This is a genomic window from Kineococcus aridisoli (genome assembly GCF_050871885.1).
Classification (GTDB): Bacteria; Actinomycetota; Actinomycetes; order Actinomycetales; family Kineococcaceae; genus Kineococcus.
The window spans coordinates 1-20,909 of the sequence record NZ_JBJLSF010000024.1; the positions used below are offsets into that span (position 1 = coordinate 1).

General features: G+C 75.9%; 21 protein-coding genes. 2 read left to right on the forward strand and 19 right to left on the reverse strand.

Going from position 1 to position 20,909, the window contains the following annotated elements:
• Positions 1–359 precede the first annotated feature (359 nt).
• The 17 genes from tyrS to infC all read right to left on the reverse strand — a co-directional run bounded on the left by tyrS (position 360) and on the right by infC (position 17,992).
• A complete protein-coding gene (tyrS, locus tag ACRYM2_RS08875) occupies positions 360–1,628 on the reverse strand; it encodes a tyrosine--tRNA ligase (protein WP_432521551.1) in 1,269 nt (422 codons plus the stop codon).
• Between the two features lie 14 nt (positions 1,629–1,642).
• Complete coding sequence (locus ACRYM2_RS08880; RefSeq protein ID WP_432521552.1) at positions 1,643–2,263, reverse strand: DNA-3-methyladenine glycosylase; 621 nt, start codon at positions 2,261–2,263, stop codon at positions 1,643–1,645.
• Positions 2,264–2,265: 2 nt separating this feature from the next.
• Complete coding sequence (gene argH, locus ACRYM2_RS08885) at positions 2,266–3,738, reverse strand: argininosuccinate lyase (protein ID WP_432521554.1); 1,473 nt, start codon at positions 3,736–3,738, stop codon at positions 2,266–2,268.
• Entirely contained in the window at positions 3,731–4,333 is a 603-nt protein-coding gene (locus ACRYM2_RS08890; protein ID WP_432521555.1) for an arginine repressor, read from the reverse strand. The genes argH and ACRYM2_RS08890 overlap by 8 nt, the downstream gene beginning before the upstream one ends.
• Entirely contained in the window at positions 4,330–5,262 is a 933-nt protein-coding gene (gene argF, locus ACRYM2_RS08895; protein ID WP_432521557.1) for an ornithine carbamoyltransferase, read from the reverse strand. The genes ACRYM2_RS08890 and argF overlap by 4 nt, the downstream gene beginning before the upstream one ends.
• Positions 5,259–6,521: an acetylornithine transaminase gene (locus ACRYM2_RS08900; protein ID WP_432521558.1), complete on the reverse strand. Its 1,263-nt coding sequence runs from the start codon at positions 6,519–6,521 to the stop codon at positions 5,259–5,261. Before ACRYM2_RS08900 ends, argF begins: the two co-directional genes overlap by 4 nt.
• 20 nt (positions 6,522–6,541) lie before the next feature.
• On the reverse strand, positions 6,542–7,444 hold the full coding sequence (gene argB, locus ACRYM2_RS08905; RefSeq protein WP_432521559.1) for an acetylglutamate kinase: 903 nt from the start codon (positions 7,442–7,444) through the stop codon (positions 6,542–6,544).
• On the reverse strand, positions 7,441–8,610 hold the full coding sequence (gene argJ, locus ACRYM2_RS08910) for a bifunctional glutamate N-acetyltransferase/amino-acid acetyltransferase ArgJ (protein ID WP_432521560.1): 1,170 nt from the start codon (positions 8,608–8,610) through the stop codon (positions 7,441–7,443). The genes argB and argJ overlap by 4 nt, the downstream gene beginning before the upstream one ends.
• Positions 8,607–9,665, reverse strand: coding sequence for an N-acetyl-gamma-glutamyl-phosphate reductase (gene argC / locus ACRYM2_RS08915; RefSeq protein ID WP_432521561.1), 1,059 nt, complete (start codon positions 9,663–9,665; stop codon positions 8,607–8,609). Before argC ends, argJ begins: the two co-directional genes overlap by 4 nt.
• A gap of 55 nt (positions 9,666–9,720) precedes the next feature.
• The gene (locus ACRYM2_RS08920; RefSeq protein WP_432521563.1) at positions 9,721–10,524 is read right to left on the reverse strand and encodes an SDR family NAD(P)-dependent oxidoreductase; all 804 of its coding nucleotides are present in this window, start codon (positions 10,522–10,524) and stop codon (positions 9,721–9,723) included.
• Entirely contained in the window at positions 10,517–13,090 is a 2,574-nt protein-coding gene (gene pheT, locus ACRYM2_RS08925) for a phenylalanine--tRNA ligase subunit beta (RefSeq protein ID WP_432521564.1), read from the reverse strand. The genes ACRYM2_RS08920 and pheT overlap by 8 nt, the downstream gene beginning before the upstream one ends.
• Complete coding sequence (gene pheS / locus ACRYM2_RS08930) at positions 13,090–14,250, reverse strand: phenylalanine--tRNA ligase subunit alpha (protein ID WP_432521565.1); 1,161 nt, start codon at positions 14,248–14,250, stop codon at positions 13,090–13,092. Before pheS ends, pheT begins: the two co-directional genes overlap by 1 nt.
• 101 nt (positions 14,251–14,351) lie before the next feature.
• On the reverse strand, positions 14,352–15,515 hold the full coding sequence (locus tag ACRYM2_RS08935; protein ID WP_432521566.1) for a sensor histidine kinase: 1,164 nt from the start codon (positions 15,513–15,515) through the stop codon (positions 14,352–14,354).
• Positions 15,516–15,588: 73 nt separating this feature from the next.
• A complete protein-coding gene (locus ACRYM2_RS08940; RefSeq protein ID WP_432521567.1) occupies positions 15,589–16,449 on the reverse strand; it encodes a TrmH family RNA methyltransferase in 861 nt (286 codons plus the stop codon).
• 32 nt (positions 16,450–16,481) lie between these two features.
• A complete protein-coding gene (gene rplT, locus ACRYM2_RS08945; RefSeq protein ID WP_432521569.1) occupies positions 16,482–16,871 on the reverse strand; it encodes a 50S ribosomal protein L20 in 390 nt (129 codons plus the stop codon).
• A 103-nt stretch (positions 16,872–16,974) separates the two neighbouring features.
• Positions 16,975–17,169: a 50S ribosomal protein L35 gene (rpmI, locus tag ACRYM2_RS08950; protein WP_166617867.1), complete on the reverse strand. Its 195-nt coding sequence runs from the start codon at positions 17,167–17,169 to the stop codon at positions 16,975–16,977.
• Between the two features lie 115 nt (positions 17,170–17,284).
• Entirely contained in the window at positions 17,285–17,992 is a 708-nt protein-coding gene (gene infC / locus ACRYM2_RS08955) for a translation initiation factor IF-3 (RefSeq protein ID WP_432521570.1), read from the reverse strand.
• A gap of 265 nt (positions 17,993–18,257) precedes the next feature.
• On the opposite strand from infC, the gene ACRYM2_RS08960 reads away from it, so the two are divergent.
• Together ACRYM2_RS08960 and ACRYM2_RS08965 are read left to right on the forward strand one after the other, a co-directional pair.
• Positions 18,258–18,653, forward strand: a complete 396-nt coding sequence (locus ACRYM2_RS08960) for a DUF1844 domain-containing protein (RefSeq protein ID WP_432521571.1) — start codon at positions 18,258–18,260, stop codon at positions 18,651–18,653.
• A 78-nt stretch (positions 18,654–18,731) separates the two neighbouring features.
• The gene (locus tag ACRYM2_RS08965) at positions 18,732–19,289 is read left to right on the forward strand and encodes a DoxX family protein (protein ID WP_432521572.1); all 558 of its coding nucleotides are present in this window, start codon (positions 18,732–18,734) and stop codon (positions 19,287–19,289) included.
• A gap of 43 nt (positions 19,290–19,332) precedes the next feature.
• On the opposite strand, the gene ACRYM2_RS08970 is transcribed toward ACRYM2_RS08965, so the two are convergent.
• Complete coding sequence (locus ACRYM2_RS08970; protein ID WP_432521616.1) at positions 19,333–20,154, reverse strand: SseB family protein; 822 nt, start codon at positions 20,152–20,154, stop codon at positions 19,333–19,335.
• Complete coding sequence (gene priA, locus ACRYM2_RS08975) at positions 20,151–20,906, reverse strand: bifunctional 1-(5-phosphoribosyl)-5-((5-phosphoribosylamino)methylideneamino)imidazole-4-carboxamide isomerase/phosphoribosylanthranilate isomerase PriA (RefSeq protein ID WP_432521574.1); 756 nt, start codon at positions 20,904–20,906, stop codon at positions 20,151–20,153. The genes ACRYM2_RS08970 and priA overlap by 4 nt, the downstream gene beginning before the upstream one ends.
• Positions 20,907–20,909 lie beyond the last annotated feature (3 nt).

Genomic DNA, 20,909 nt, shown 5'->3' on the forward strand with positions numbered 1-20,909 from the left:
GAGCAGAAGATGGAGGAACAACACCAAAGGAATCCCCAACCACCACCCAGATGAGCGGTGGCCATACGGGGTTGATTGATTTGGCATCAACACTTGGCACACTGTTGAGTTCTCAAGAACCGGACGCCCACCCAGCCGACCCCACCAAGAGGCCAACTGAAGAGAGACAACTTCCCCACCTTAACCCGGAACCAGGCCGACAAGCAACCCAGCCCCCGATCAGGCTTCCGGCGCCACCGACCCCGACCCAGCCCCGCGGCCCTTGCGGCCCGCTGCGCTGCCCCGTCCCGGCGACATGAAGAACAGTAGACGGCGCCCGGGCCCGCAAGCAAATCGTGCGGGCGCCGGGCACCGATCGCCTACTGCTGCAACGGTAGTGCCACGGCAGCGAGCGACTTCTTGCCGCGGCGGAGGACGGCGTAGCGGCCGTGCAGCAGGTGCACGTCCGCGAGAGTGGCGTCGACGTCGGTGACCTTGGTGTTGTTCACGTACGCGCCGCCCTCTCCGATGGTCCGGCGCGCCCCGCTGAGGCTCGGGGCGAGGCCCGTGTCCGCGAAGAGCTGGGCGAGCCGGACGTCGGTGGCCTCCGGGGAGGCCGTCGGCAGCTCCTCCAGCGCCCCGCGCAGGATGCGCTCTTCGATGCCGGACAGGTCCGAGCCCCCGAACAGCGCCGCTGAGGCGTCCTCGACGGCGACCGCGGCCGCCTCCCCGTGCACCAGGGCGGTCACCTCGTGCGCGAGGGCCCGCTGGGCGGCGCGCGCTCGCGGCGCCTCGAGCACCTGCCGGCCCAGGTCCTCGATCTCCTCGCGGCTGCGGAAGCTGAAGGCCTTGAGGTAGTCGACGACCTTGGCGTCCTCGGCGTTGAGCCAGAACTGGTAGAAGGCGTAGGGCGAGGTCAGGTCCGCGTCCAGCCACACCGCCCCCGACTCCGTCTTGCCGAACTTCGTGCCGTCGGCCTTGGTGAGCAGCGGAGTGGCCAGCGCGTGGACGGTGTGCTGATCGACCCGGCGCACCAGCTCGCAGCCGGCGGTGATGTTGCCCCACTGGTCCGAGCCGCCCAGCTGCAGCGTGCAGCCGTGCCGGCGGTGCAGCTGGAGGTAGTCGTTGGACTGCAGCAGCACGTAGGCGAACTCGGTGAAGCTGATGCCCGTGGTGGCCAGCCGCTTGCTGACCGCCTCGCGGTCCAGCATGCGGTTGACGCTGAAGTGCTTGCCGACGTCGCGCAGGAACTCGATGGTCGACATCGACTGCGTCCAGTCCAGGTTGTTGACCATGGTCGCCGCGGCGGGGCCGTCGAAGTCCAGGAAGGGCGCGATCTGGGCCTGCAGCCCGCTGACCCAGCCCGCCACCGTCGCCGGGTCGTTCATCGTCCGCTCCGCCGAGGGGCGCGGGTCGCCGACCAGGCCGGTGGCGCCGCCGACCAGGATCAGCGGGTGGTGGCCGGCCTGCTGCAGGCGCTTGGCGGTCAGCACCTGCACGAGGTGACCCACGTGCAGGCTGGGTGCGGTCGGGTCGAAGCCGACGTAGTAGGTGAGCGGTCCGCTCTGCAGCGCCTCGCGCAGCGCGGCCTCGTCGGTGGAGTGCGCCACCAGGCCCCGCCACTGCAGTTCGTCCCAGACGTCGCTCACGGTCCGTCGGCTCCTCAGGTCTTCGCTCGGGGCGACCGTCGCCCGCCGACACGGTACGCGGAGACGGTCGGGTCGTTCACGAGGGAAGCGCGCCAGGGCGTGGGCGCCCCGGCCCCGGCGACTCCGACGCGGGGCCCCCACACGACGGCCTCGTCGGGGACGACCTCCCCCGCCCGCACCTCCAGCGGTCCCGCCCCGCAGACGTCCGCGCCGTTCAGCGTTCCCGTCACCGCCAGCGCCTGCGTCAGGCGGGCCGGGCCGCGGGCCAGGTCGACGTCGCGGCGGGCCGCGGGGCGGCGCGAGCGCGCCCGGTCGAGACCCTCGACGACCTCGCCCGCGCGCAGGAGCACCGCGGACGCCGTGCCCTCCGGCCCGCAGACGAGGTTCACGCACCAGTGCATGCCGTAGGAGAAGTAGACGTAGGCGTGCCCCGGTGGGCCGAACATCACCGCGGTGCGGGGCGTGCGGCCGCGGAAGGCGTGCGAGCCGGGGTCGGCCTCCCCCGCGTACGCCTCCACCTCCGTCAGCCGCACCGCCACCACCCCGTCGTCGGTGCGGTGCCGCACGACGCAGCCGAGCAGCTCGCGCGCCACGACGAGCACGTCGCGCGCGTAGAAGGCGCGATCCAGCAGCACGCTCAGGACGCCGTCTCCGGCCGGGCCCAGGCCAGGTGCGCGGCCAGGGCGTCCTGAGCGGCCTCCAGCTGCTCGGCCACCCGCACCGGCGCGGTGCCGCCGACGCCGTCGCGGGAGGCCAGCGAGCCCTCCAGCGTGAGGACGTCCTTCACCTGCGGCGTCAGGTGCGGCGAGATCGCGGCGAGCTCCTCGACCGTGAGGTCCCACAGCTCGACGCTGCGCCCCTCCGCGGCGCTGCGCTCCTCGCAGCGGCGCACGCACGCACCGGAGATGCGGTGCGCGTCGCGGAACGGGACGCCCTGGCGCACCAGCCACTCGGCGACGTCGGTGGCCAGCGCGAAGCCCTGCGGTGCCAGCGCCGCCATGCGGTCGGTGTGGAAGTGCAGCGTGGCGACCATGCCCGCGACCGCCGGCAGCAGGACCTCGAGGGTGTCCACGGCGTCGAAGACCGGTTCCTTGTCCTCCTGCAGGTCGCGGTTGTAGGCCAGCGGCAACCCCTTGAGGGTGGTCAGCAGACCGGTGAGGTCGCCGACGAGCCGGCCGGCCTTGCCGCGCGCCAGCTCGGCGACGTCGGGGTTCTTCTTCTGCGGCATGATGCTCGACCCCGTCGACCAGGCGTCGTCGAGGGTGACGAAGGAGAACTCCTTGGTGGCCCAGGCGATGACGTCCTCGGAGAGGCGGGACAGGTCGATGCCGATCATGGCCGCCACGAAGGCGAACTCGGCCGCCACGTCGCGCGCGGCGGTGCCGTCGATGGAGTTCTCCACGCTGCGCGCGAAGCCCAGCTCGTGCGCCACGGCCAGCGGGTCCAGGCCCAGCGAGGAGCCGGCGAGGGCGCCGGAGCCGTACGGGGAGACCGCCGCGCGCGCGTCCCAGTCGCGCAGCCGCTCGACGTCGCGCAGCAGCGGCCAGGCGTGCGCCATGAGGTGGTGGGCCAGCAGGACCGGCTGGGCGTGCTGCAGGTGCGTGCGGCCCGGCATCGCCGCGCCCGAGTGGGCGGCGGCCTGGGTCAACAGCGCCTCGACCACGTCGAGGACGCCGCCGGCGACCAGGCGGGCGTGCTCGCGCAGGAACATCCGCAGCAGCGTCGCGATCTGGTCGTTGCGCGAGCGCCCGGCGCGCAGCCGGCCGCCGACGTCCTCACCGGCGTGCCGCAGCAGCGCCTGCTCGAGGACCACGTGCACGTCCTCGTCGTCCTCGGCGGGCACGAGGGCGCCGGAGACCACGTCCGCCTCCACCGCGTCCAGGCCGGCGAGCAGCCGGGCCAGGACGTCGTCGTCGAGCAGACCCGCCCGGTGCAGGACGCGGGCGTGCGCGCGCGAGCCGGCGAGGTCGTAGCGGGCGAGGCGGAAGTCGAAGTGGGTCGACTTCGACAGCGCGGCCATCGCGGCGGCGGGGCCGCTGGCGAAGCGGGCTCCCCAGAGCCCCTTCTCGCCCTGGCCGGGGGTGGACGGGGAGGCGGTCGCGTCAGTCATCGGCTCTCTCGTGGTCGGCGCCGGAGGGGTCGGCGCTGGCGGGTGGGACGGGTTCACCGCGGCGGGCCAGTGCGAGGAAGCGCTCGGCGACCGCGGCACCGCCGGTGGGGTCGCGGGAGATGACGAGCACGGTGTCGTCACCGGCGATGGTGCCCAGCAGCACCGGCATCCTCGAGTGGTCGATGGCGCTGGCCAGGAACTGCGCGGCCCCGGGCGGGGTGCGCAGGACCACCAGGTTCGCGGACGCCTCGGCGCTGACGAGCAGCTCCTCGCACCAGCGGGCCAGCCGGGCGTCCAGGACCTCCTGGCCGACGCCGCTGCGCGGGGTGCGGTCCCCGCCCTCGGCGGGCAGCGCGTAGACCAGGCCGCGCTCGCCGTCGCGCACCTTGACGGCCCCGAGCTCGACGAGGTCGCGCGAGAGCGTCGCCTGCGTCACCGCCACGCCCTCCTCTGCCAGGTGCGCGGCCAGCTCGGTCTGCGAGCGCACCGGGGTGCGGGTGAGCACCGCGGCGATCCGGTCGTGGCGGAACGCCTTGGTGCCCGTCCCCGTGCCCGGGTGCTGCGCGCCCTGCCCGGGGGCCGGGGGCGAGGTCATCGCGACGCCGCGAGCAACCAGACGAGCAGGGCCTTCTGCGCGTGCAGCCGGTTCTCCGCCTCGTCCCAGACCACCGACTGCGGTCCGTCGAGCACCTCGGCGTCGATCTCCTTGCCGCGGTAGGCGGGCAGGCAGTGCAGGACGAGCGCGTCGGCGGCCGCGTGCGCGAGCAGCGGTGCGGTGAGCGCGAACGGGCGGAAGCGCTCGTACTCCTGGCCCTCCTGACCCATGGAGATCCAGGTGTCGGTGGCGACGACGTCCGCGCCGGCGACGGCCGCCAGGGGGTCGGAGGTGACCGTCACCGAGCCGCCGGTGGCCTCGGCGGTGCGCTGCGCCCGCTCGAGCACCGCCGCGGACGGCAGGTCGGAGGCCGGGGTGCCGATGCGCACGTGCATCCCGGCGGTGGCGCCGCCGAGCGCGTAGGAGTGCGCCATGTTGTTCGCGCCGTCGCCCACGTAGGCCAGGGTCAGGCCGGCCAGCTCGCCTTTGTGCTCGGCGACGGTCAGCAGGTCGGCGAGGACCTGGCAGGGGTGGTAGTCGTCGCTGAGGGAGTTCACGACGGGCACCCGCGAGTGCGCCGCCATCTCCTCCAGCCGACTGTGCTCGAACGTGCGCCACACGATGGCCGCGACCTGCCGCTCCAGCACCCGCGCGGTGTCGGCCACCGGTTCGCCGCGGCCCAGCTGCGAGCTGCCCGAGTCGATGACCAGCGGCACGCCGCCGAGGTCGGCCACGCCGACGCTGAAGGAGACCCGGGTGCGCGTGGACGGCTTGTCGAAGATCAGCGCCACCGTCTGCGGCCCGGCGAGCGGTTTCTCGATGAAGCGGCCCGCGGCGCGGTCGGCCTTGAGGGCGGCCGCCAGGGACAGGACCTCGGCCTGCTCGGCGGGGCTCAGGTCGTCGTCGGCGAGGAGGTGCCGGACGGTCACGGGTTCGCTCCGTTCTGCTCGGCCGCTGCGGCGGCCGCGTCGAGGATGGCGGGGAGGGCGGTGACGAAGGTGTCCGCCAGCGCGGTCGTCAGCACCAGCGGCGGGGCGAGGCGGACCGTGTCCGGGCGTGCCGCGTTGACGATGAACCCGGCGCTCAGCGCCGCCTGGACGACGTGCGCGGCGACCGGGCGCGTCAGCGCCAGGCCCAGCAGCAGGCCCTCGCCGCGGACGGTGTCCACCAGCGGGTGGTCCAGGGCCGTCACCGCCTCCCGCAGGTGGCTGCCGACGGTGCGCACGTTGCCCAGCAGGCCGTCGCGCTCGACGGCGTGCAGGACCGCCAGGCCGGCTGCCGCGGCGACGGGGTTGCCGCCGAACGTCGTGCCGTGCTGGCCTGCGCTCAGCAGCGTGGCGTTGCGCGGGCCGAAGGCGATGACGGCGCCGACCGGGATGCCGCCGCCCAGGCCCTTGGCGAGCGTGACGACGTCGGGGACCAGGCCGCCGTGGCGCGGGGCCTGGTGCGCGAACCACTCCCCGGTGCGGCCGATGCCGGTCTGCACCTCGTCGAGGACGAGCAGGGCGCCGTGCTCGGCGGTGATGCGGCGGGCAGCCGCCAGGTAGCCCTCGGGTGCCGGGACGACGCCGTTCTCGCCCTGCACCGGTTCCAGGAACACCGCGGCGGTCGCTCCGTCGACCGCCCGACCCAGGGCGCCGAGGTCCCCGTAGGGGACGAACTCCACACCGCCCGGCAGCGGCTCGAACGGAGCCCGGTAGGCCTCCTTGTGGGTCAGCGCGAGCGCGCCCATCGTCCGGCCGTGGAAGGCGCCGACCGTCGAGACGACCTTCGTGCGGCCGGTGCGGCGGGCCATCTTGAACGCGGCCTCGTTGGCCTCGGCGCCGGAGTTGGCGAAGAAGACCGCCGAGCCCTGCGGGGCGCGGGCCACCTCCAGCAGCCGTTCGGCCAGGGCGACCTGGGGCACGCTCGCGAAGAAGTTCGACACGTGCCCCAGCGTCGTCAGCTGGGCGGTGACCGCGGCGACGAGCAGCGGGTGGGCGTGGCCGAGGGAGTTGGTCGCGATGCCGCCGAGCAGGTCGAGGTAGCGGTTGCCGTCGGCGTCCCAGACGTGGCAGCCCTCGCCGCGCACGAGGACGCGCTGCGGGGTGCCGAAGGTCTGCATGACCGAGGCGGAGTAGCGCTGGAGCCAGGCCTGCCCGCCCCCCTCGGCCACCGGCAGCGCTGCGGACGCTTCGACGGGTTCCACCGCTCCTCCTGGCTGGGGGTTCACGGCACGACCATCGTGCCGTTGCCGGAGGTCGTGAAGACCTCCAGCAGCACCGAGTGCGCCTGCCGGCCGTCGATGACCGTGGCGCGCGGGACCCCGCCGCGCACGGCGCGCAGGCACGCCTCCATCTTGGGGACCATGCCCGACTGCAGGCTGGGCAGCAGGTCGGCCAGGGCCGGTGCGGTGATCTCGCGCACGAGGGAGGCGCGGTCGGGCCAGTCGGAGTACAGACCCGCCACGTCGGTCATGACGACGAACTTCTGCGCGCCCAGCGCGACGGCGATCGCCGACGCGGCGGTGTCGGCGTTGACGTTGAGCACCCGCCCCTCGAGCGGGTTCCCGTCCTCGTCGACCTCCGGGGCGATCGTGGAGATCACCGGGATGCGGCCGGCGGCGAGCAGGTCGAGGACCGCGGCGGGGTCGACGCCCACGACGTCGCCGACCAGGCCCACGTCGACGAGCTCGCCGTCGACGAGGGCGTGCCGGCGCCGGGCGCGCAGCAGGCCGGCGTCCTCGCCGGACAGGCCGACGGCCAGCGGGCCGTGCGCGTTGAGCAGGCCGACGAGCTCGCGGCCGACCTGGCCGGTGAGGACCATCCGCACGACGTCCATGGTCTCCGGCGTCGTCACGCGCAGGCCGCCGCGGAACTCGCTGGGGATGTCCAGGCGCTGCAGCATCGCGGAGATCTGCGGGCCGCCGCCGTGGACGACGACGGGGCGCAGGCCCGCGGTGCGCAGGAAGACGACGTCCTCGGCGAAGGCGCGCTTGAGCTCGTCGTCGACCATGGCGTTGCCGCCGTACTTGAGCACCACGAGGGCGCCGTGCCACTTCTGCAGCCAGGGCAGGGCCTCGACGAGCACGCTCGCCTTGTCGGTCGCGGACAGGCCGCTGATGTCGCTCACGTGCTGTACGCGCTGTTCTCGTGGACGTAGGCGTGGGTCAGGTCGTTGGTCCACACCGTCGCCGAGCTCCCGCCGGCGTGCAGGTCGATGCGCACGTGCACCTCCCGGGGGGTCAGGTCCACCCCGGCGGGGTCCTCGTGCGGGGCGCCGCCCACGCACACGGCGACCCCGTTGAGGCTGACGTCGAGGGCCTGCGGGTCGAAGGCCGCACGGGTGGTGCCGACGGCGGCCATGACGCGGCCCCAGTTGGGGTCCTTGCCGAAGACGGCGGTCTTGAAGAGGTTGTTGCGGGCCACCGAGCGGCCCACCTCCACGGCGTCCTCCTCGCTGGCGGCGCCCACCACCTCCACGGCGATGTCGTGCTCGGCGCCCTCGGCGTCGGCCACGAGCATCCGCGCCAGGTCGGCGCACACCGAGCGGACGGCCTCGTCGAGCGCTGCGGGCTCGGGGCGCACCCCGCTCGCGCCGCTGGCCATCAGGACGACGGTGTCGTTGGTCGACGTGCAGCCGTCGGAGTCGACGCGGTCGAAGGTGGTGCGGGTGGCGCGGCGCAGGGCGCGGTCGAGGTCGGCGGGTTCGGCGACGGCGTCGGTGGTGACGACGACGAGCATCGTGGCCAGCCCGGGCGCCAGCATCCCGGCGCCCTTGGCCATGCCGCCGACGGTGAAGGACTCCTCCCCGCCCGGCCCGGTCCCGCTGGCGATGGCCTGCTTGGAGACCGTGTCGGTGGTCATGATCGCCGTCGCGGCGGCCGTGCCCCCGTCGGTGGCCAGCGCGGCGTGCGCGGCCCGCACGCCGCTCAGCAGCGTGTCGCGGAACAGCTCCACGCCGATGAGGCCGGTGGAGCAGACGACGACGTCGGCGGCGCCCGCGCCGACCAGCTCGCCGACCAGCTCGGCGGTGGCGTGGGTGGTCTGGAAGCCCTGCGGGCCGGTGAAGCAGTTGGCCCCGCCGGAGTTCAGCACGACGGCCTTGACGTGCCCGTCGGCGCTGGCGCGCTCGCTCCACAGCACCGGGTGGGCCTTGCAGCGGTTGGAGGTGTAGACGGCGGCGGCGGCGTCGAGCGGGCCGTCGTTGACGACGAGCGCGACGTCGGGACGCCCGGAGGCCTTGAGGCCGGCGGTGACCCCGGCGGCCCGGAACCCGGCGGCGGCGGTGACGCTCACGGAGCGACCCCCACGGCGCTCAGGCCGGCGTCCTCGGGCAGGCCGAGCGCGACGTTCAGCGACTGCACGGCACCGCCGGCGGTGCCCTTGACGAGGTTGTCGACGGCCGAGAGCACGATGACCCGGCGGGTGCGCTCGTCGACGGCCAGCTGCAGGGCGCAGGAGTTGCCGCCCAGCACCATGCCGGTGGAGGGCCACTGCCCCTCGGGCAGGACGGTGACGAACCGCTCGCCCGCGTAGGCCGCCTCCCAGGCGGCGCGCACGTCGGCGGCGGCCGCGCCCGGGGCCAGCTCGGCGGTGCAGGTGGCGAGGATGCCGCGCGGCATCGGCGCCAGGGTCGGGGTGAAGGAGACCGACACCGCCCGCCCGCCGGCGAGGGCGAGGTTCTGCTCGATCTCGGGGGTGTGCCGGTGCCCGCCGCCGACGCCGTAGGGGCTCATCGAACCCATGACCTCCGCGCCGAGCAGGTGGGGCTTGAGGCTCTTGCCCGCTCCGGAGGTGCCGGAGGCGGCGACGACGACGACGTCGTCGGGGGCGAGCAGGCCTGCCGCGAAGCCGGGGGCCAGGGCGAGGCTGACGGCGGTCGGGTAGCAGCCGGGGACGGCGATCCGGCGGGCGCCGGCCAGCCGCTCGCGCTGGGTGCCGCCGCCGGCCAGCGGCAGCTCGGGCATCCCGTAGGGCCAGCTGCCCGCGTGCGGGCTGCCGTAGAACCGCTCCCACTGCTCGGGGTCGGTCAGCCGGAAGTCGGCGCCGCAGTCGACGACGAGGACGTCGTCGCCGAGCTCGGCCGCCACGGCCGCGGACGCGCCGTGCGGCAGGGCGAGGAGGACGACGTCGTGGTCGGCGAGGACCTCGGCGGTCGTGGGCTGCAGGACGCGCCCGGCCAGCGGCAGCAGGTGCGGCTGCAGCGCCCCGAGCGCCGTGCCGGCGTTGGAGGCGCCGGTGAGCGCCCCGATCTCCACGTGCGGGTGGCCGAGCAGCAACCGCAGCAGTTCCCCGCCGGCGTAGCCGCTGGCCCCCGCGACAGCGACCGTGAGCCGCTTCCCCGAGTCCATGTGCATGACCATACACCCGCTCGGGTAGCCATGCACGTGCGCCGGTGCGCCGTGCTCAGGCCAGCGGGTCGTCCTCGCCGTAGGGCGCCACCACCAGCCGCCGCGCCTGCGGGGCCAGCGGCAGCGGCACGGCCCGCAGCGCGGCGGGCGTGTCCACCCCCACCCGCAGGAAGCGGCCGGACCAGGCGTCCAGCTCGCCGCGGGCGATGGCCAGCACCATCGCCACCACGTCGACGGGATCGGTCCACTCGGTGCGCTCGGCGTGCTGGCCCATGCTCGTCGACATCGCCGTGCGCACCACGCCCGGGGACAGCTCGAAGGCGCGCACGCCGTGGGCGGCGCCCGCCGCCGCGACCGCCCCGCCCAGGCGGAAGAGCGCCGCCTTGCTCGCCGCGTAGGCGGCGTAGGTGCCGCCGTCCTTGGCGGCCGCCCCCGAGCTGAGGTCGACCACGCGGCCCGAGCCGCGGCGCACCATCCCCGGCAGCACCGCCCGCACCACGTGGAAGGGCCCCAGCACGTTGGCCTCCAGCACCGCGCGCACCTGCGCCAGGTCGGCCTCCCACGGCGGCGCCTCCACCGCCTCGATGCGACCGGCCGACTGCACCAGCAGGTCGAAGCCGCCGAGCTCGTGCTCCAGGGCCCGCACCCCGTGCGCGACGGCCGCGGCGTCGCTCACGTCGAAGGCCGTCGCCACCGCCCGGCCGCCCTCGGCGGTGATGTCGTCGACGAGCTCGTCGAGCAGCCGCGCCGTGCGGGCCGCCACCCCCACGGCGAAGCCCGCCCGCGCCAGGCCGAGCGCGAGCGCACGGCCGATGCCGTGCGTCGCGCCCGTCACCAGCGCCCGCGGCTGCTCAGCCACGCTGGACCGCCCCCGTGCGGGCCGCGGCCTCGGCCACCGCGGCCTCGCGGGCCGCGCTGGCCTCCTCGGCGGTCAGCGTCCGGTCCGCAGCGCGGAAGCGCAGCCCGTACGCCAGCGACTTGCGGCCCTCGCCGACCTGGGCGCCGGTGTAGACGTCGAACAGGCGCACGTCCTCCAGCAGCGCCCCGGCACCCGCCCGCAGCGCGGCCTCGACCGCGCCCGCCGGCACGTCGGCGTCGACGACGAGCGCCACGTCCTGGGTGGCCGCCGGGTACCCGGACAGCTGCTCCACCTGCACGCTCGCCCCCACCTGGTCCAGCAGGACGTCGAGGTCCAGCTCGAAGGCGACCGCGGGCGCGGGCAGCTCCAGGGCCGAGACCGCGCCCGGGTGCAGCTCCCCGGCGTGGCCGACGACGTGCCCGGCCGCGGTGGTGATCCGGGCGCAGCGCCCCGGGTGCCACGGCGCCCGCTGCGCGGCCTCGACGACGACCGCCACGCCCGCCGCCGCGGCCACGGTGCGGGCCGCGTCCACCGCGTCCGCCCACGTCGCGGGCTCGCCGGTGCGCTCGAAGCCGTCGGCGGCCACCCCGGCCGGGCGCCGCACACCGGTCAGGACACCGGCCACGTGCAGCGGCTGGCGCGGGACGGCGGCCAGCAGGGCCGCCAGCTCCTGCTCGCCCGGGCGGCCCGCCGCGCCGAGGACCTCGGCGGCCGGTGCGCCCGGCGTCGGGTGCGTCACCGTGCCCAGCTCCACCAGCGCCAGGTCCCGCAGCCCGCGGGAGACGTTGCGGCGCACGACCTCCACCAGCGAGTCCAGCAGGCTGGTGCGCATCAGCGGCTGCTGCTCCGAGAGCGGGTTGGCCAGCCGCAGCGCCGTGCGGCGCGGGTCGTCGGCCCCCAGCCCCTGCGCGTCGTGCACCGCCGGCGCCACGAACGGGTAGCTGAGCACCTCCACGAAGCCGTCGTCGACGAGCGAGCGGGCGATCGAGCGGCGCGCGCGCTGGCCCGGCGTGAGCCCGCGCCCCGCGGGGGCGGCCGGCAGCACCGAGGGGATCGTGTCGTAGCCGCGCAGCCGGGCGACCTCCTCGACGAGGTCCACGCCCTGGCGCAGGTCCGGTCGCCACGAGGGCGGCACGACCTCCAGCCGGCCGTCCTCGGCGCGCACCGCGCAGCCGATCTCGGTGAGCGCGGCGACGACCTCGGCCTCGCCGATCGGCGTGCCCGTCAGGCGGGCGGGGAAGCCGGCGTCCAGCGCGATGGTCGGCGAGGGGGCCGGGCCCCCGTCCAGGACGACGTCGGTGGCCGTGGGGTCGGCCGTGCCGCCGCCGTGCTCGACGAGCAGGCGCACCGCCAGCTCGGCCACCTGCGCGGTCATCGCCGGGTCGACGCCGCGCTCCCAGCGCTTGGCGCCCTCGGTGGGCAGCTTGTGGCGGCGCGCAGTGCGCGCGACCGTCACCGGGGTGAAGTGCGCCGCCTCGACGAGGACGTCGGTCGTGCTCGCCGACACCTCGGTGCTCTGCCCGCCCATGACCCCGGCCAGCGAGAGCACCCGCGAGGTGCTCGGCTCGCCGGGGACCTCGTCGGTGATGAGCAGGTCCTGCGGGTGCAGGGCGCGTTCGACCCCGTCCAGGGTGGTCAGGCGCTCCCCCGGGCGGGCGCGGCGCACGACGAGCTCGCCCTGCAGCGCGCCGAGGTCGTAGGCGTGCAGCGGCTGCCCCGTCTCGAGCATGAGGTAGTTCGTCACGTCCACGGCCAGCGAGATCGAGCGCATCCCCGCCTGGCGCACGCGGTCGGCGATGAAGCGCGGGGTCGGCGCGGCCGGGTCGATCCCCCGCACGGTGCGGGCCACGAAGCGGTCGCAGCCGGCGGTGCCGTGGATCGGCGCGTCGTCGGTCAGCCGCACCGGGTAGCCGGGGCCGGCGGGCTCGGGGACCTCGACGGCGACGGGGTCGCGGAAGACCTGCGCCACCGGGCGGCCGGTGCCGTGGGCGTACTCGCGCGCGATGCCGCGGACGCTGAAGCAGTACCCGCGGTCGGGGGTGACGTTGACCTCGACGGTCTCCCCCGCCAGGCCCAGCAGCGCGAGCGCGTCCTGGCCCGGGGTCACCTCGACGCCGGGCAGGAACTGCGACAGGACGATGATCCCGTCGGAGTCGGCACCCAGGCCGAGCTCCTCGGCCGAGCAGATCATGCCATCGGAGACGTGCCCGTACGTCTTGCGCGCGGCGATCGCGAAGCCGCCGGGCAGCAGCGCACCGGGCAGCGCGACGACGACGAGGTCGCCGGCCGCGAAGTTGTGCGCGCCGCAGACGATCCCGCGGTGGCCCTCCGGGCCGGCGTGCTCGGCGCCCACGTCGAGGTGGCACCAGTTGATCGTCTTGCCGTTCTTCTGCGGCTCGGGCGTCAGGTCCAGGACGCGGCCCACCACGAGCGGGCCGGTGACGCCGGAGGTGTGCACGCCCTCCTCCTCCAGCCCGACGCGCACCAGGGAGGCGGCGACGTCGGCGCCGGTGGCGCCGGGTTCGAGGTCGACGTGCTCGGCCAGCCAGTCCAGGGGCACGCGCATCAGAGCACCCCCTCGCCCTCGCCGGTGCCCGGGTCGGCCGGGCCGCCCAGCACGTCCGCCACCGCCGACGCGGACAGGTCCTCCACGCCGAACGCCCGGCTGAACCGCACGTCGCCCTCCACCATGTCGCGCATGTCCGTCACCCCGTTGCGGAACATCAGCGTCCGCTCGATGCCCATCCCGAACGCGAAGCCCTGGTAGCGCTCGGGGTCGATCCCGCAGGCGCGCAGCACGTTCGGGTTGACCATGCCGCAGCCGCCCCACTCGATCCAGCCGCGCTCGGCCTCGCGCCCCAGGGAGAAGCGCAGGTCCAGCTCGGCGCTGGGCTCGGTGAAGGGGAAGAACGCCGGCCGCCACCGGGTCTCGACCGCGTCGCCGAACATGGCGCGCGCGAAGTGGTCCAGGGTGCCCTTGAGGTGGGCCATCGTCAGGCCCTCGTCGACCGCGATGCCCTCCAGCTGGTGGAAGACCGGGGTGTGCGTGGCGTCCAGCTCGTCGGTGCGGAACACCTTGCCGGGGCAGACCACGTACAGCGGCACCCCGCGCGTCAGCAGCGAGCGCGCCTGCACCGGCGAGGTGTGGGTGCGCAGCACGAGCCCCGAACCGGCGCCGCCCTCGGCGTCGGCGACGAAGAAGGTGTCCTGCATCTGCCGCGCCGGGTGGTCGACGTCGAAGTTGAGCGCGTCGAAGTTGAACCACTCGGCCTCGACCTCGGGCCCCTCGGCGACCTCCCAGCCCATCGCGGTGAAGACGTCGGCGACGCGCTCCATGAGCAGCGGCAGCGGGTGGCGGGCGCCGCGCTCGGGACGGCGCGCCGGCAGGGTGACGTCGACGACCTCCTCGCGCAGCGCGCGCTCGGTGCGCTCGGCCTCCAGCACGCCCGTGCGGGCGGCGAGGGCCTGGTTCAGCCGGCCCCGGGCCGCGCCCACGCGCTTGCCCGCGGCGGCCTTCTCGGGACCGGGCAGCGCGCCGATGGCGCGGTTGGCCAGGGCCAGCGGGCTGCGGTCGCCGGCGTGGGCCAGGCGGGCCGCCTTGAGCTCGTCGAGGTCGGCGGCCGCCTCGACGGCGGCGAGGGCGGCGTCGAGCGCCGCCTGCACGCTCGACTCGTCGACCGCGCCCTCGGCGCCGCCGGCGGGGTCTTCGGGCTTCGGGTCGGGCATCGGGTGTGGTTCTCCTCGATCGGGGGTGCGGCCCCGGTGGCTTCGTCGCCTGCGATCCTCCCAGACCGCCCCGCGCGGGCACGACGCAGTTCGCGCCGCGCCTACTCCTGCCCCGCCGGCACCCCGGCGGGCAGCCGGACGCGGAAGCGGGCACCGCCCGCGGGCGAGGAGGCCACCTCGACGTCCCCGCCGTGCGCCTCCACGAGACCGCGCGTGACGTACAGCCCGAGCCCGGTGCCGCTGCGCTGCCCGCCGTGCCAGAACTTGCTGAAGACGTAGGGGCGGTTCTCCGCGGGCACGCCCTCGCCGGAGTCGTCGACGGTGAGCACGACCTCCCCGGCGGTGGCCGCGACGTCGATGGCCACGGTGCCCGCGCCGTGGCGCACGGCGTTGTCGACGAGGTTGGTGACGACCTGGGCGATCCGGTCGGGGTCGGCCCACAGCTCCGGCAGCGGCGAGGCCGCGGTGAGGGTGAAGCGGTCGTCGTCGTAGCCGGCCATCCGCAGCCGGTCGACGTGCTCGCGCACGAGGGTCACCAGGTCCAGCGGGCGCCGGTGCACCGTCAACCGGCCGGCGTCGACCCGGGCGACGTCGAGCAGGTCGCCCACGAGCCGGCTCACGCGCTCGGCGTCGGCCTGCACGGTGGTGAGCATGAGCCGCTTCTGCTCGTCGCTGAAGCGGTCCCAGCGCCGCAGCAGGCTGGCGGTGAACTGCTTGACCGACGTCAGCGGCGAGCGCAGCTCGTGCGCGACGGTGGCGATGAGGCTCGCGGCGTCCGACTCCGCGCGGCGGCGCTCGTCGGGGCTGCGCAGCGCCAGGACGGCCCGCTCCAGGGTGCCGTCGGGGCGGCGGTGGTAGCGGGCGGTGACGAGCAGCTCGGCGCCGCCGGGCAGCAGCAGCAGGCGCTCGGTGTGGCCGTCGGCGGACACGCCCGTCGGCCGCTCACCGCCGGCCTGGGCCAGCACGTCCCACCAGCGGCGGCCGGAGGTGTCCTGCAGCGGCAGGGCCCGGCGGACCGGAGTGCCCACCAGCTCGGCACCGGGACGGCCGAGCAGCCGCACGGCGGCCGTGTTGACGTCGGCGATGGTGCCGTCGGCCGCGACGACGACGAGGCCGTCGGGCAGGTCGTCGAGGACGAGGGCGGTCGTCACGACGCTCACCTCTGGCGCGGGGGCGGTGGCCAGCGCCGTCGCGCCGGGCGGGTCGGCGGGCAGGGTGACGGGCACCGCCGGTGCGGCGGCGGCGATCCCCCTCGCCTCGGGCACGCGAGCGAGGGTAGGGCATGGCACCCCCGATCACCCGCCGTCACCGCGGCGGTGACCGCTCAGCGCGCGCGGCTCACCCCGCGGCGGGTCCGGCGCGCCGCTGCGCGCGGGCGCTGGCGTAGAGGCAGACGACGGCCGCGGTGGCGAGGTTGAGGCTCTCGGCGCGGCCGTGCAGCGGCACGCGCACGACGGCGTCGGCCAGCGAGCGCGCCGCCTCGTCCAGACCGGCCGCCTCGTTGCCGAACACCCACGCCGTCGGCGCGCGCAGGTCGGCGCCGGCACCCGCCCCGGTGACCGCGGCGTCGGCCAGGTCGTCCAGGTCCAGCGCCCCCTCGCCGTCGGCGGCCAGGACCGCCGACCCCGCCCCGCGCAACCCCTCCACCACCTGCTCCAGCGGGACGCCGACGACGACGGGCAGGTGGAAGAGGCTGCCCGCGGTGGAGCGCACGCACTTGGGGTTGTGCACGTCGACGCTGCCGCGGGTGAGGACGACGGCCTCGGCGCCGGCGGCGTCGGCGGCGCGCAGCACCGTGCCGGCGTTGCCGGGGTCCTGCACGCGGTCGAGCACCGCGACCAGCCGGGGGCGGGTGGCCAGCACGTCGGCCAGCTGCGCGGTGCGCACGGGGCAGACGGCGAGCAGGCCCTGCGGGGTGACGGTGTCGCTCATGGCGGCCAGGACGTCCTCGGTGACCGTCCAGGTGCGCACGCCGTCGCCGAGCGCCCGCTCGAGGACGTCGGCGTGGCGCCGGGCGGCCTCCTCGGTGGCGTACAGCTCGAGGACGGCGCCGGCGGCGACCGCCTCCCGGACCGCCTGCGGGCCCTCGGCGAGGAAGCGGCCGTGGCGCGAACGCGCCGGACGCCCGGTCAGCGCCCGCACGGCCCGCACCCGCTCCGCGCGCGGGTTGGCGAGGAGGGGCGGGGTGGTGCTGGGCACTGCCGGGCGTCCGGGAGCGGTGCGGGGCGTGCTCAGGCCGCGGAGCCCTCGGCCGCCGCGGGGGCGGCCGGGAGCGCGGCGCGGGCGGTCTTCACCAGCGAGGCGAAGGCCGCGGCGTCGTTGACGGCCAGCTCGGCGAGCATGCGGCGGTCCACCTCGATGCCGGCGGCCTTCAGGCCCTGCACGAAGCGGTTGTAGGTCATGCCCTCGGCGCGCGCCGCGGCGTTGATGCGCTGGATCCACAGGCGGCGGAAGTCGCCCTTGCGCGCCTTGCGGTCGCGGTAGGCGTAGACGAGGGAGTGGGTGACCTGCTCCTTCGCCTTGCGGTACAGCCGCGAGCGCTGGCCGCGGTAGCCGCTGGCCTGCTCGAGGACGGTGCGGCGCTTCTTCTGGGCGTTGACTGCGCGCTTGACGCGTGCCACGGGGGTGCTCCTTGTGCTGGTCGGTGTCGCGGGCGCCGGCGGGCCGCCGGTCCGTGGTCGGGACGGCGCTCGCGCGCTCCGCGGGGTGGGTGGTGGGCCGCGGTCAGATGCCGAGGAGCTTCTTGGCCTTCTTGGCGTCGGCGGGCGAGAGCACCGCGTCGACCGACAGCCGCCGCGTGCGCTTGCTCGGCTTCACCTCGAGCAGGTGGCGCTTGTTGGCGCGCTCGCGCATGACCTTGCCGGAGCCGGTGACGCGGAAACGCTTCTTGGCGCCGGAGTGGGTCTTGTTCTTGGGCACGTCATCTCCTGTGGTGTGGCCGGCCGGGAGGTTCCCCGGCCGGGTCTGGCGTGGGCCCCCGGGCCCCGGCGGCGGCCGGGACCCGCGGGACGTCGTCAGGCTGTCGCGGTCCGCGTCAGGACGCGGTGGTGGCGGTCTGGTCCACCGGGGCCTGCTCCGGTGCGGCCTGCTGGGCCGGGGCCTGCTCGGCGGCCTCGTCCGGAGCGGTGCTCGCGGACTCGGCGGACCCGGCGGACTCGGCGTCCTTGCGGCGGCGCTCCTCGGCCTTGGCCTCGGCCTTCTTCTTGTGCGGCCCGATGACCATCACCATGTTGCGCCCGTCCTGGCGCGGCGAGCTCTCGACGCTGCCCAGGTCGGAGACGTCCTCCGCGAGGCGCTGCAGCAGCCGGAAGCCCATCTCGGGGCGCGACTGCTCGCGACCGCGGAACATGATCATCACCTTGACCTTGTCCCCCGCCTTGAGGAACCGCTCGACGTGGCCCTTCTTCGTGCCGTAGTCGTGCGGGTCGATCTTCAGGCGGAAGCGGATCTCCTTGAGGATCGTGTTCGTCTGGTTCTTGCGGGCTTCGCGGGCCTTCATGTCGGACTCGTACTTGAACTTGCCGAAGTCCATGAGCTTGCAGACCGGCGGCCGTGCCTGCGGAGCCACCTCGACCAGGTCGAGGCCTGCTTCGTCCGCCAGCCGCAGCGCGTCCTCGACGCGCACGATGCCGACCTGTTCACCGTTGGGGCCGACGAGCCGCACCTCGGGAACACGGATGCGGTCGTTGATGCGGGGCTCGCTGATGTGCTGCTCCTTCGTCGTCGCGGGGCCACCGGACACGGGAAAGGCCCCCGTGCTCGGACGCGCACGGAGGCCTGCCGGATCCGGCGACGGGCACGGCGACGGGCGGGTGGTCGCACCACCGCGCCACGACGACGGACGTCGCTGCGCTCCCCCGCGGACGGGGGAGGGACCAGGACCCTCGGCGCCAGGGGCACCGGGGTGGGAGGAGGCCTCCGCTTCGCGTGCCGGCCCGCGCTGCGCTCCACCGCCGGGGCGGTGGACCGGTGACGTGAGCCGGTCGGTCACCTGTCAGGGTAGCAGCATGCAGCCAGACCCCGCCCACGAGGCGTCACCGGCCCCCGAGGGGGCCCCCGCCGGCACCGACCCGGCCGCCGCCGCGGCCCGCGACATCGCCGACGTGCCCGCCGCCGAGCTCATCACCACCGCGGCCGTCCACCTCATGAGCGCCGCGGCGGTCAAGTGCGGCCTGGCCGAGGGCCCGGACGCCGAGGAGCACCTCGACCTCGCCGAGGCGCGCGTGCTCATCAACGCCCTCGCCGGGCTCGTCGTGACCTCCGCCCCCGACATCGGCGGGCAGCACGCGCGCTCGCTGCGCGACGGCCTGCGCTCGCTGCAGCTGGCCTTCCGGGAGGCCTCCAGCGTGCCGGACGAGCCCGGCAAGGGGCCGGGCGAGCGGCTCACGGGCAGCGTGGTCTGAGCCCCCACCTCGCGCCGGGGGTGCGCCGGGTGGTCCAATGCGCGGGACCTTGAACGTGCAACGACTCGGAGGAACCCCGTGAGCAACAACGACCTCGGCCTGCTCGCCCTGCGCCTGGGCATCGGCGGCACGCTCGTGGCGCACGGCGCGCAGAAGCTGTTCGGCGCCTTCGGCGGCGGCGGCATCGAGGGAACCGCCGGCGCCATGCACGCCATGGGCTTCCGCCCCGGCAAGCGCAACGCCGTCGTCGCCGGGGCCTCGGAGGCGGGCGGCGGCGTGCTGCTCGCGCTCGGCCTGGCGACCCCGGTCGGCGGCGCCGTCGCGGCGGCGGCGATGGCGGCGGCGACGGTCGTGCACAAGCCGAACGGCTTCTTCGCCACCGCCGGCGGCTTCGAGTACCCGGCGGTCCTGGGCCTGACCAGCGTCGCGCTGGCCGTCGGCGGCCCCGGCCGCTACAGCCTCGACGCCGTGAGCGGGCACGCGCTCAACAGGCCCTGGACGACGGTGCTGGCCCTGGCCGCGGCCGGCGCCGGCGCCTACGCCACCATCAAGCAGCGCCAGGAGGCCGTGGCCGGCGACGCGCAGGAGGCGGCCGACGCGCCCGCCGACGGCCCGCAGGCGCCCGTGGCCTCCTGATGCCCCCGCCCGTCCTCCCGGCCGGGGGGACGGGCCGCAGGGCTCAGGCGGGCAGGACCCGGAACTCCAGGGACTCCGCGCGCTCGGCGACCGGCCCCTCGGCCAGCCGCTCGCCGACGGTCCGCAGCACCTCGTCCAGCTGCGCTCGCCGCAGGCCGGGGACGATGCCGAGCACGACGCGCAGCTCGGCCCCCTCCCCCGGCTCGCAGCGCACCCCGCGCACGGCCGCGAGGCCCTCGACGGCCCGCTCGGCGGCGGCGGCCACCGCGGGGTCCAGGGCCGCCGGCACCCAGGGCAGGCCGCGGGCCAGGGCCCAGGAGGCGCTGCGGCGCACCACGAAGCGGACCGGCCCGGCGGCGTCGAGCACGAGCGCGTCGCACTCCTCCTGCACCCCCGACAGCGCGGCCTGCTCCGCGGGCACCGGGACCGGGCGCGCGTCGGCGCGCCAGGCGACGAGCGCGGCGAGGTCGGTGAACAGCGGCAGCGCGCGCCGGCCGTCGGGCTGGGTGAGCAGGGCGAGCGCCATGTCGGCGCTCTTGTCGCCGCCGTCGGCGGCCAGCTCGCCGAGCTCGGCCACGACGGGTGCGAACACCCGGGTGCCGGCCAGCGCCGCGACGACGCCGGCCTCCGCGCGCAGGCGGGCCGTGCGCTCCCCGCCGGCGCCCCCGCCGGTCAGCGCCCGCCAGGCGGCCAGGGCCTGCGCGAGGGCCGGGGCGCGGCTGCCGTCGTCCGCGGCGAAGGCGTTCGGCTGCAGCGTGCGCCCGGCCCAGGGGACACCGGCGGAGTCGGTGCGGCGCGGGTCGGTGCGGCGCGGGTCGGTGGGCAGCCGGTCGGTGGCGTGCGGGTCGTGGCCGGAGCCGCTCAGGGCCGGCCCGCCACGTCGAGCGCCTGCGGCAGGGTGAAGCTGCCCGCGTACAGCGCCTTGCCGACGATGGCGCCCTCGACGCCGAGGTCGACGAGCTCGCGCAGGGCGCGCAGGTCCTCCAGGCTGGAGACGCCGCCGGAGGCCACGACGGGCGCGCTCGTGCGCGTGCAGACCTCGCGCAGCAGCTCGGTGTTCGGGCCCTTCAGCGTGCCGTCCTTGGTGACGTCGGTGACGACGTAGCGCGCGCAGCCGTCGGCGTCCAGGCGGGCCAGGACCTCCCACAGGTCACCGCCCTCGCGGGTCCACCCGCGCGCGGCCAGCGTGGTGCCGCGCACGTCGAGGCCGACGGCGATGCGGTCGCCGTGGCGGGCGATCGCCGAGCGGGTCCACTCGGGGTCCTCCAGGGCGGCGGTGCCGAGGTTGACCCGGCGGCAGCCGGTGGCCAGCGCGGCCTCCAGGGAGGCGTCGTCGCGGATGCCCCCCGACAGCTCCACGGCCACGTCCAGGCGGCCGACGACCTCGGCCAGCAGCTCGCGGTTGGACCCGCGGCCGAAGGCGGCGTCGAGGTCGACGAGGTGGACCCACTCGGCTCCCGCCTCCTGCCAGGCCAGGGCCGCCTCCAGCGGTGCGCCGTAGAAGGTCTCGCTGCCCGCCTCGCCCTGCACGAGCCGGACGGCCTGGCCGTCGGCGACGTCGACGGCGGGCAGCAGCTGCAGCCGCGTCGCGGCGGCGGAGGTGTTCTCGCTGGTCACGGG

Bases quoted from the DNA above. Each gene is read 5' to 3' on its own strand.
- argH (WP_432521554.1), bottom strand. From the start codon at position 3,738: ATGACTGACGCGACCGCCTCCCCGTCCACCCCCGGCCAGGGCGAGAAG.
- ACRYM2_RS08890 (WP_432521555.1), bottom strand. From the start codon at position 4,333: ATGACCTCGCCCCCGGCCCCCGGGCAGGGCGCGCAGCACCCGGGCACG.
- argC (WP_432521561.1), bottom strand. From the start codon at position 9,665: ATGGACTCGGGGAAGCGGCTCACGGTCGCTGTCGCGGGGGCCAGCGGC.
- pheT (WP_432521564.1), bottom strand. From the start codon at position 13,090: ATGCGCGTGCCCCTGGACTGGCTGGCCGAGCACGTCGACCTCGAACCC.
- pheS (WP_432521565.1), bottom strand. From the start codon at position 14,250: ATGCCCGACCCGAAGCCCGAAGACCCCGCCGGCGGCGCCGAGGGCGCG.
- ACRYM2_RS08960 (WP_432521571.1), top strand. From the start codon at position 18,258: ATGCAGCCAGACCCCGCCCACGAGGCGTCACCGGCCCCCGAGGGGGCC.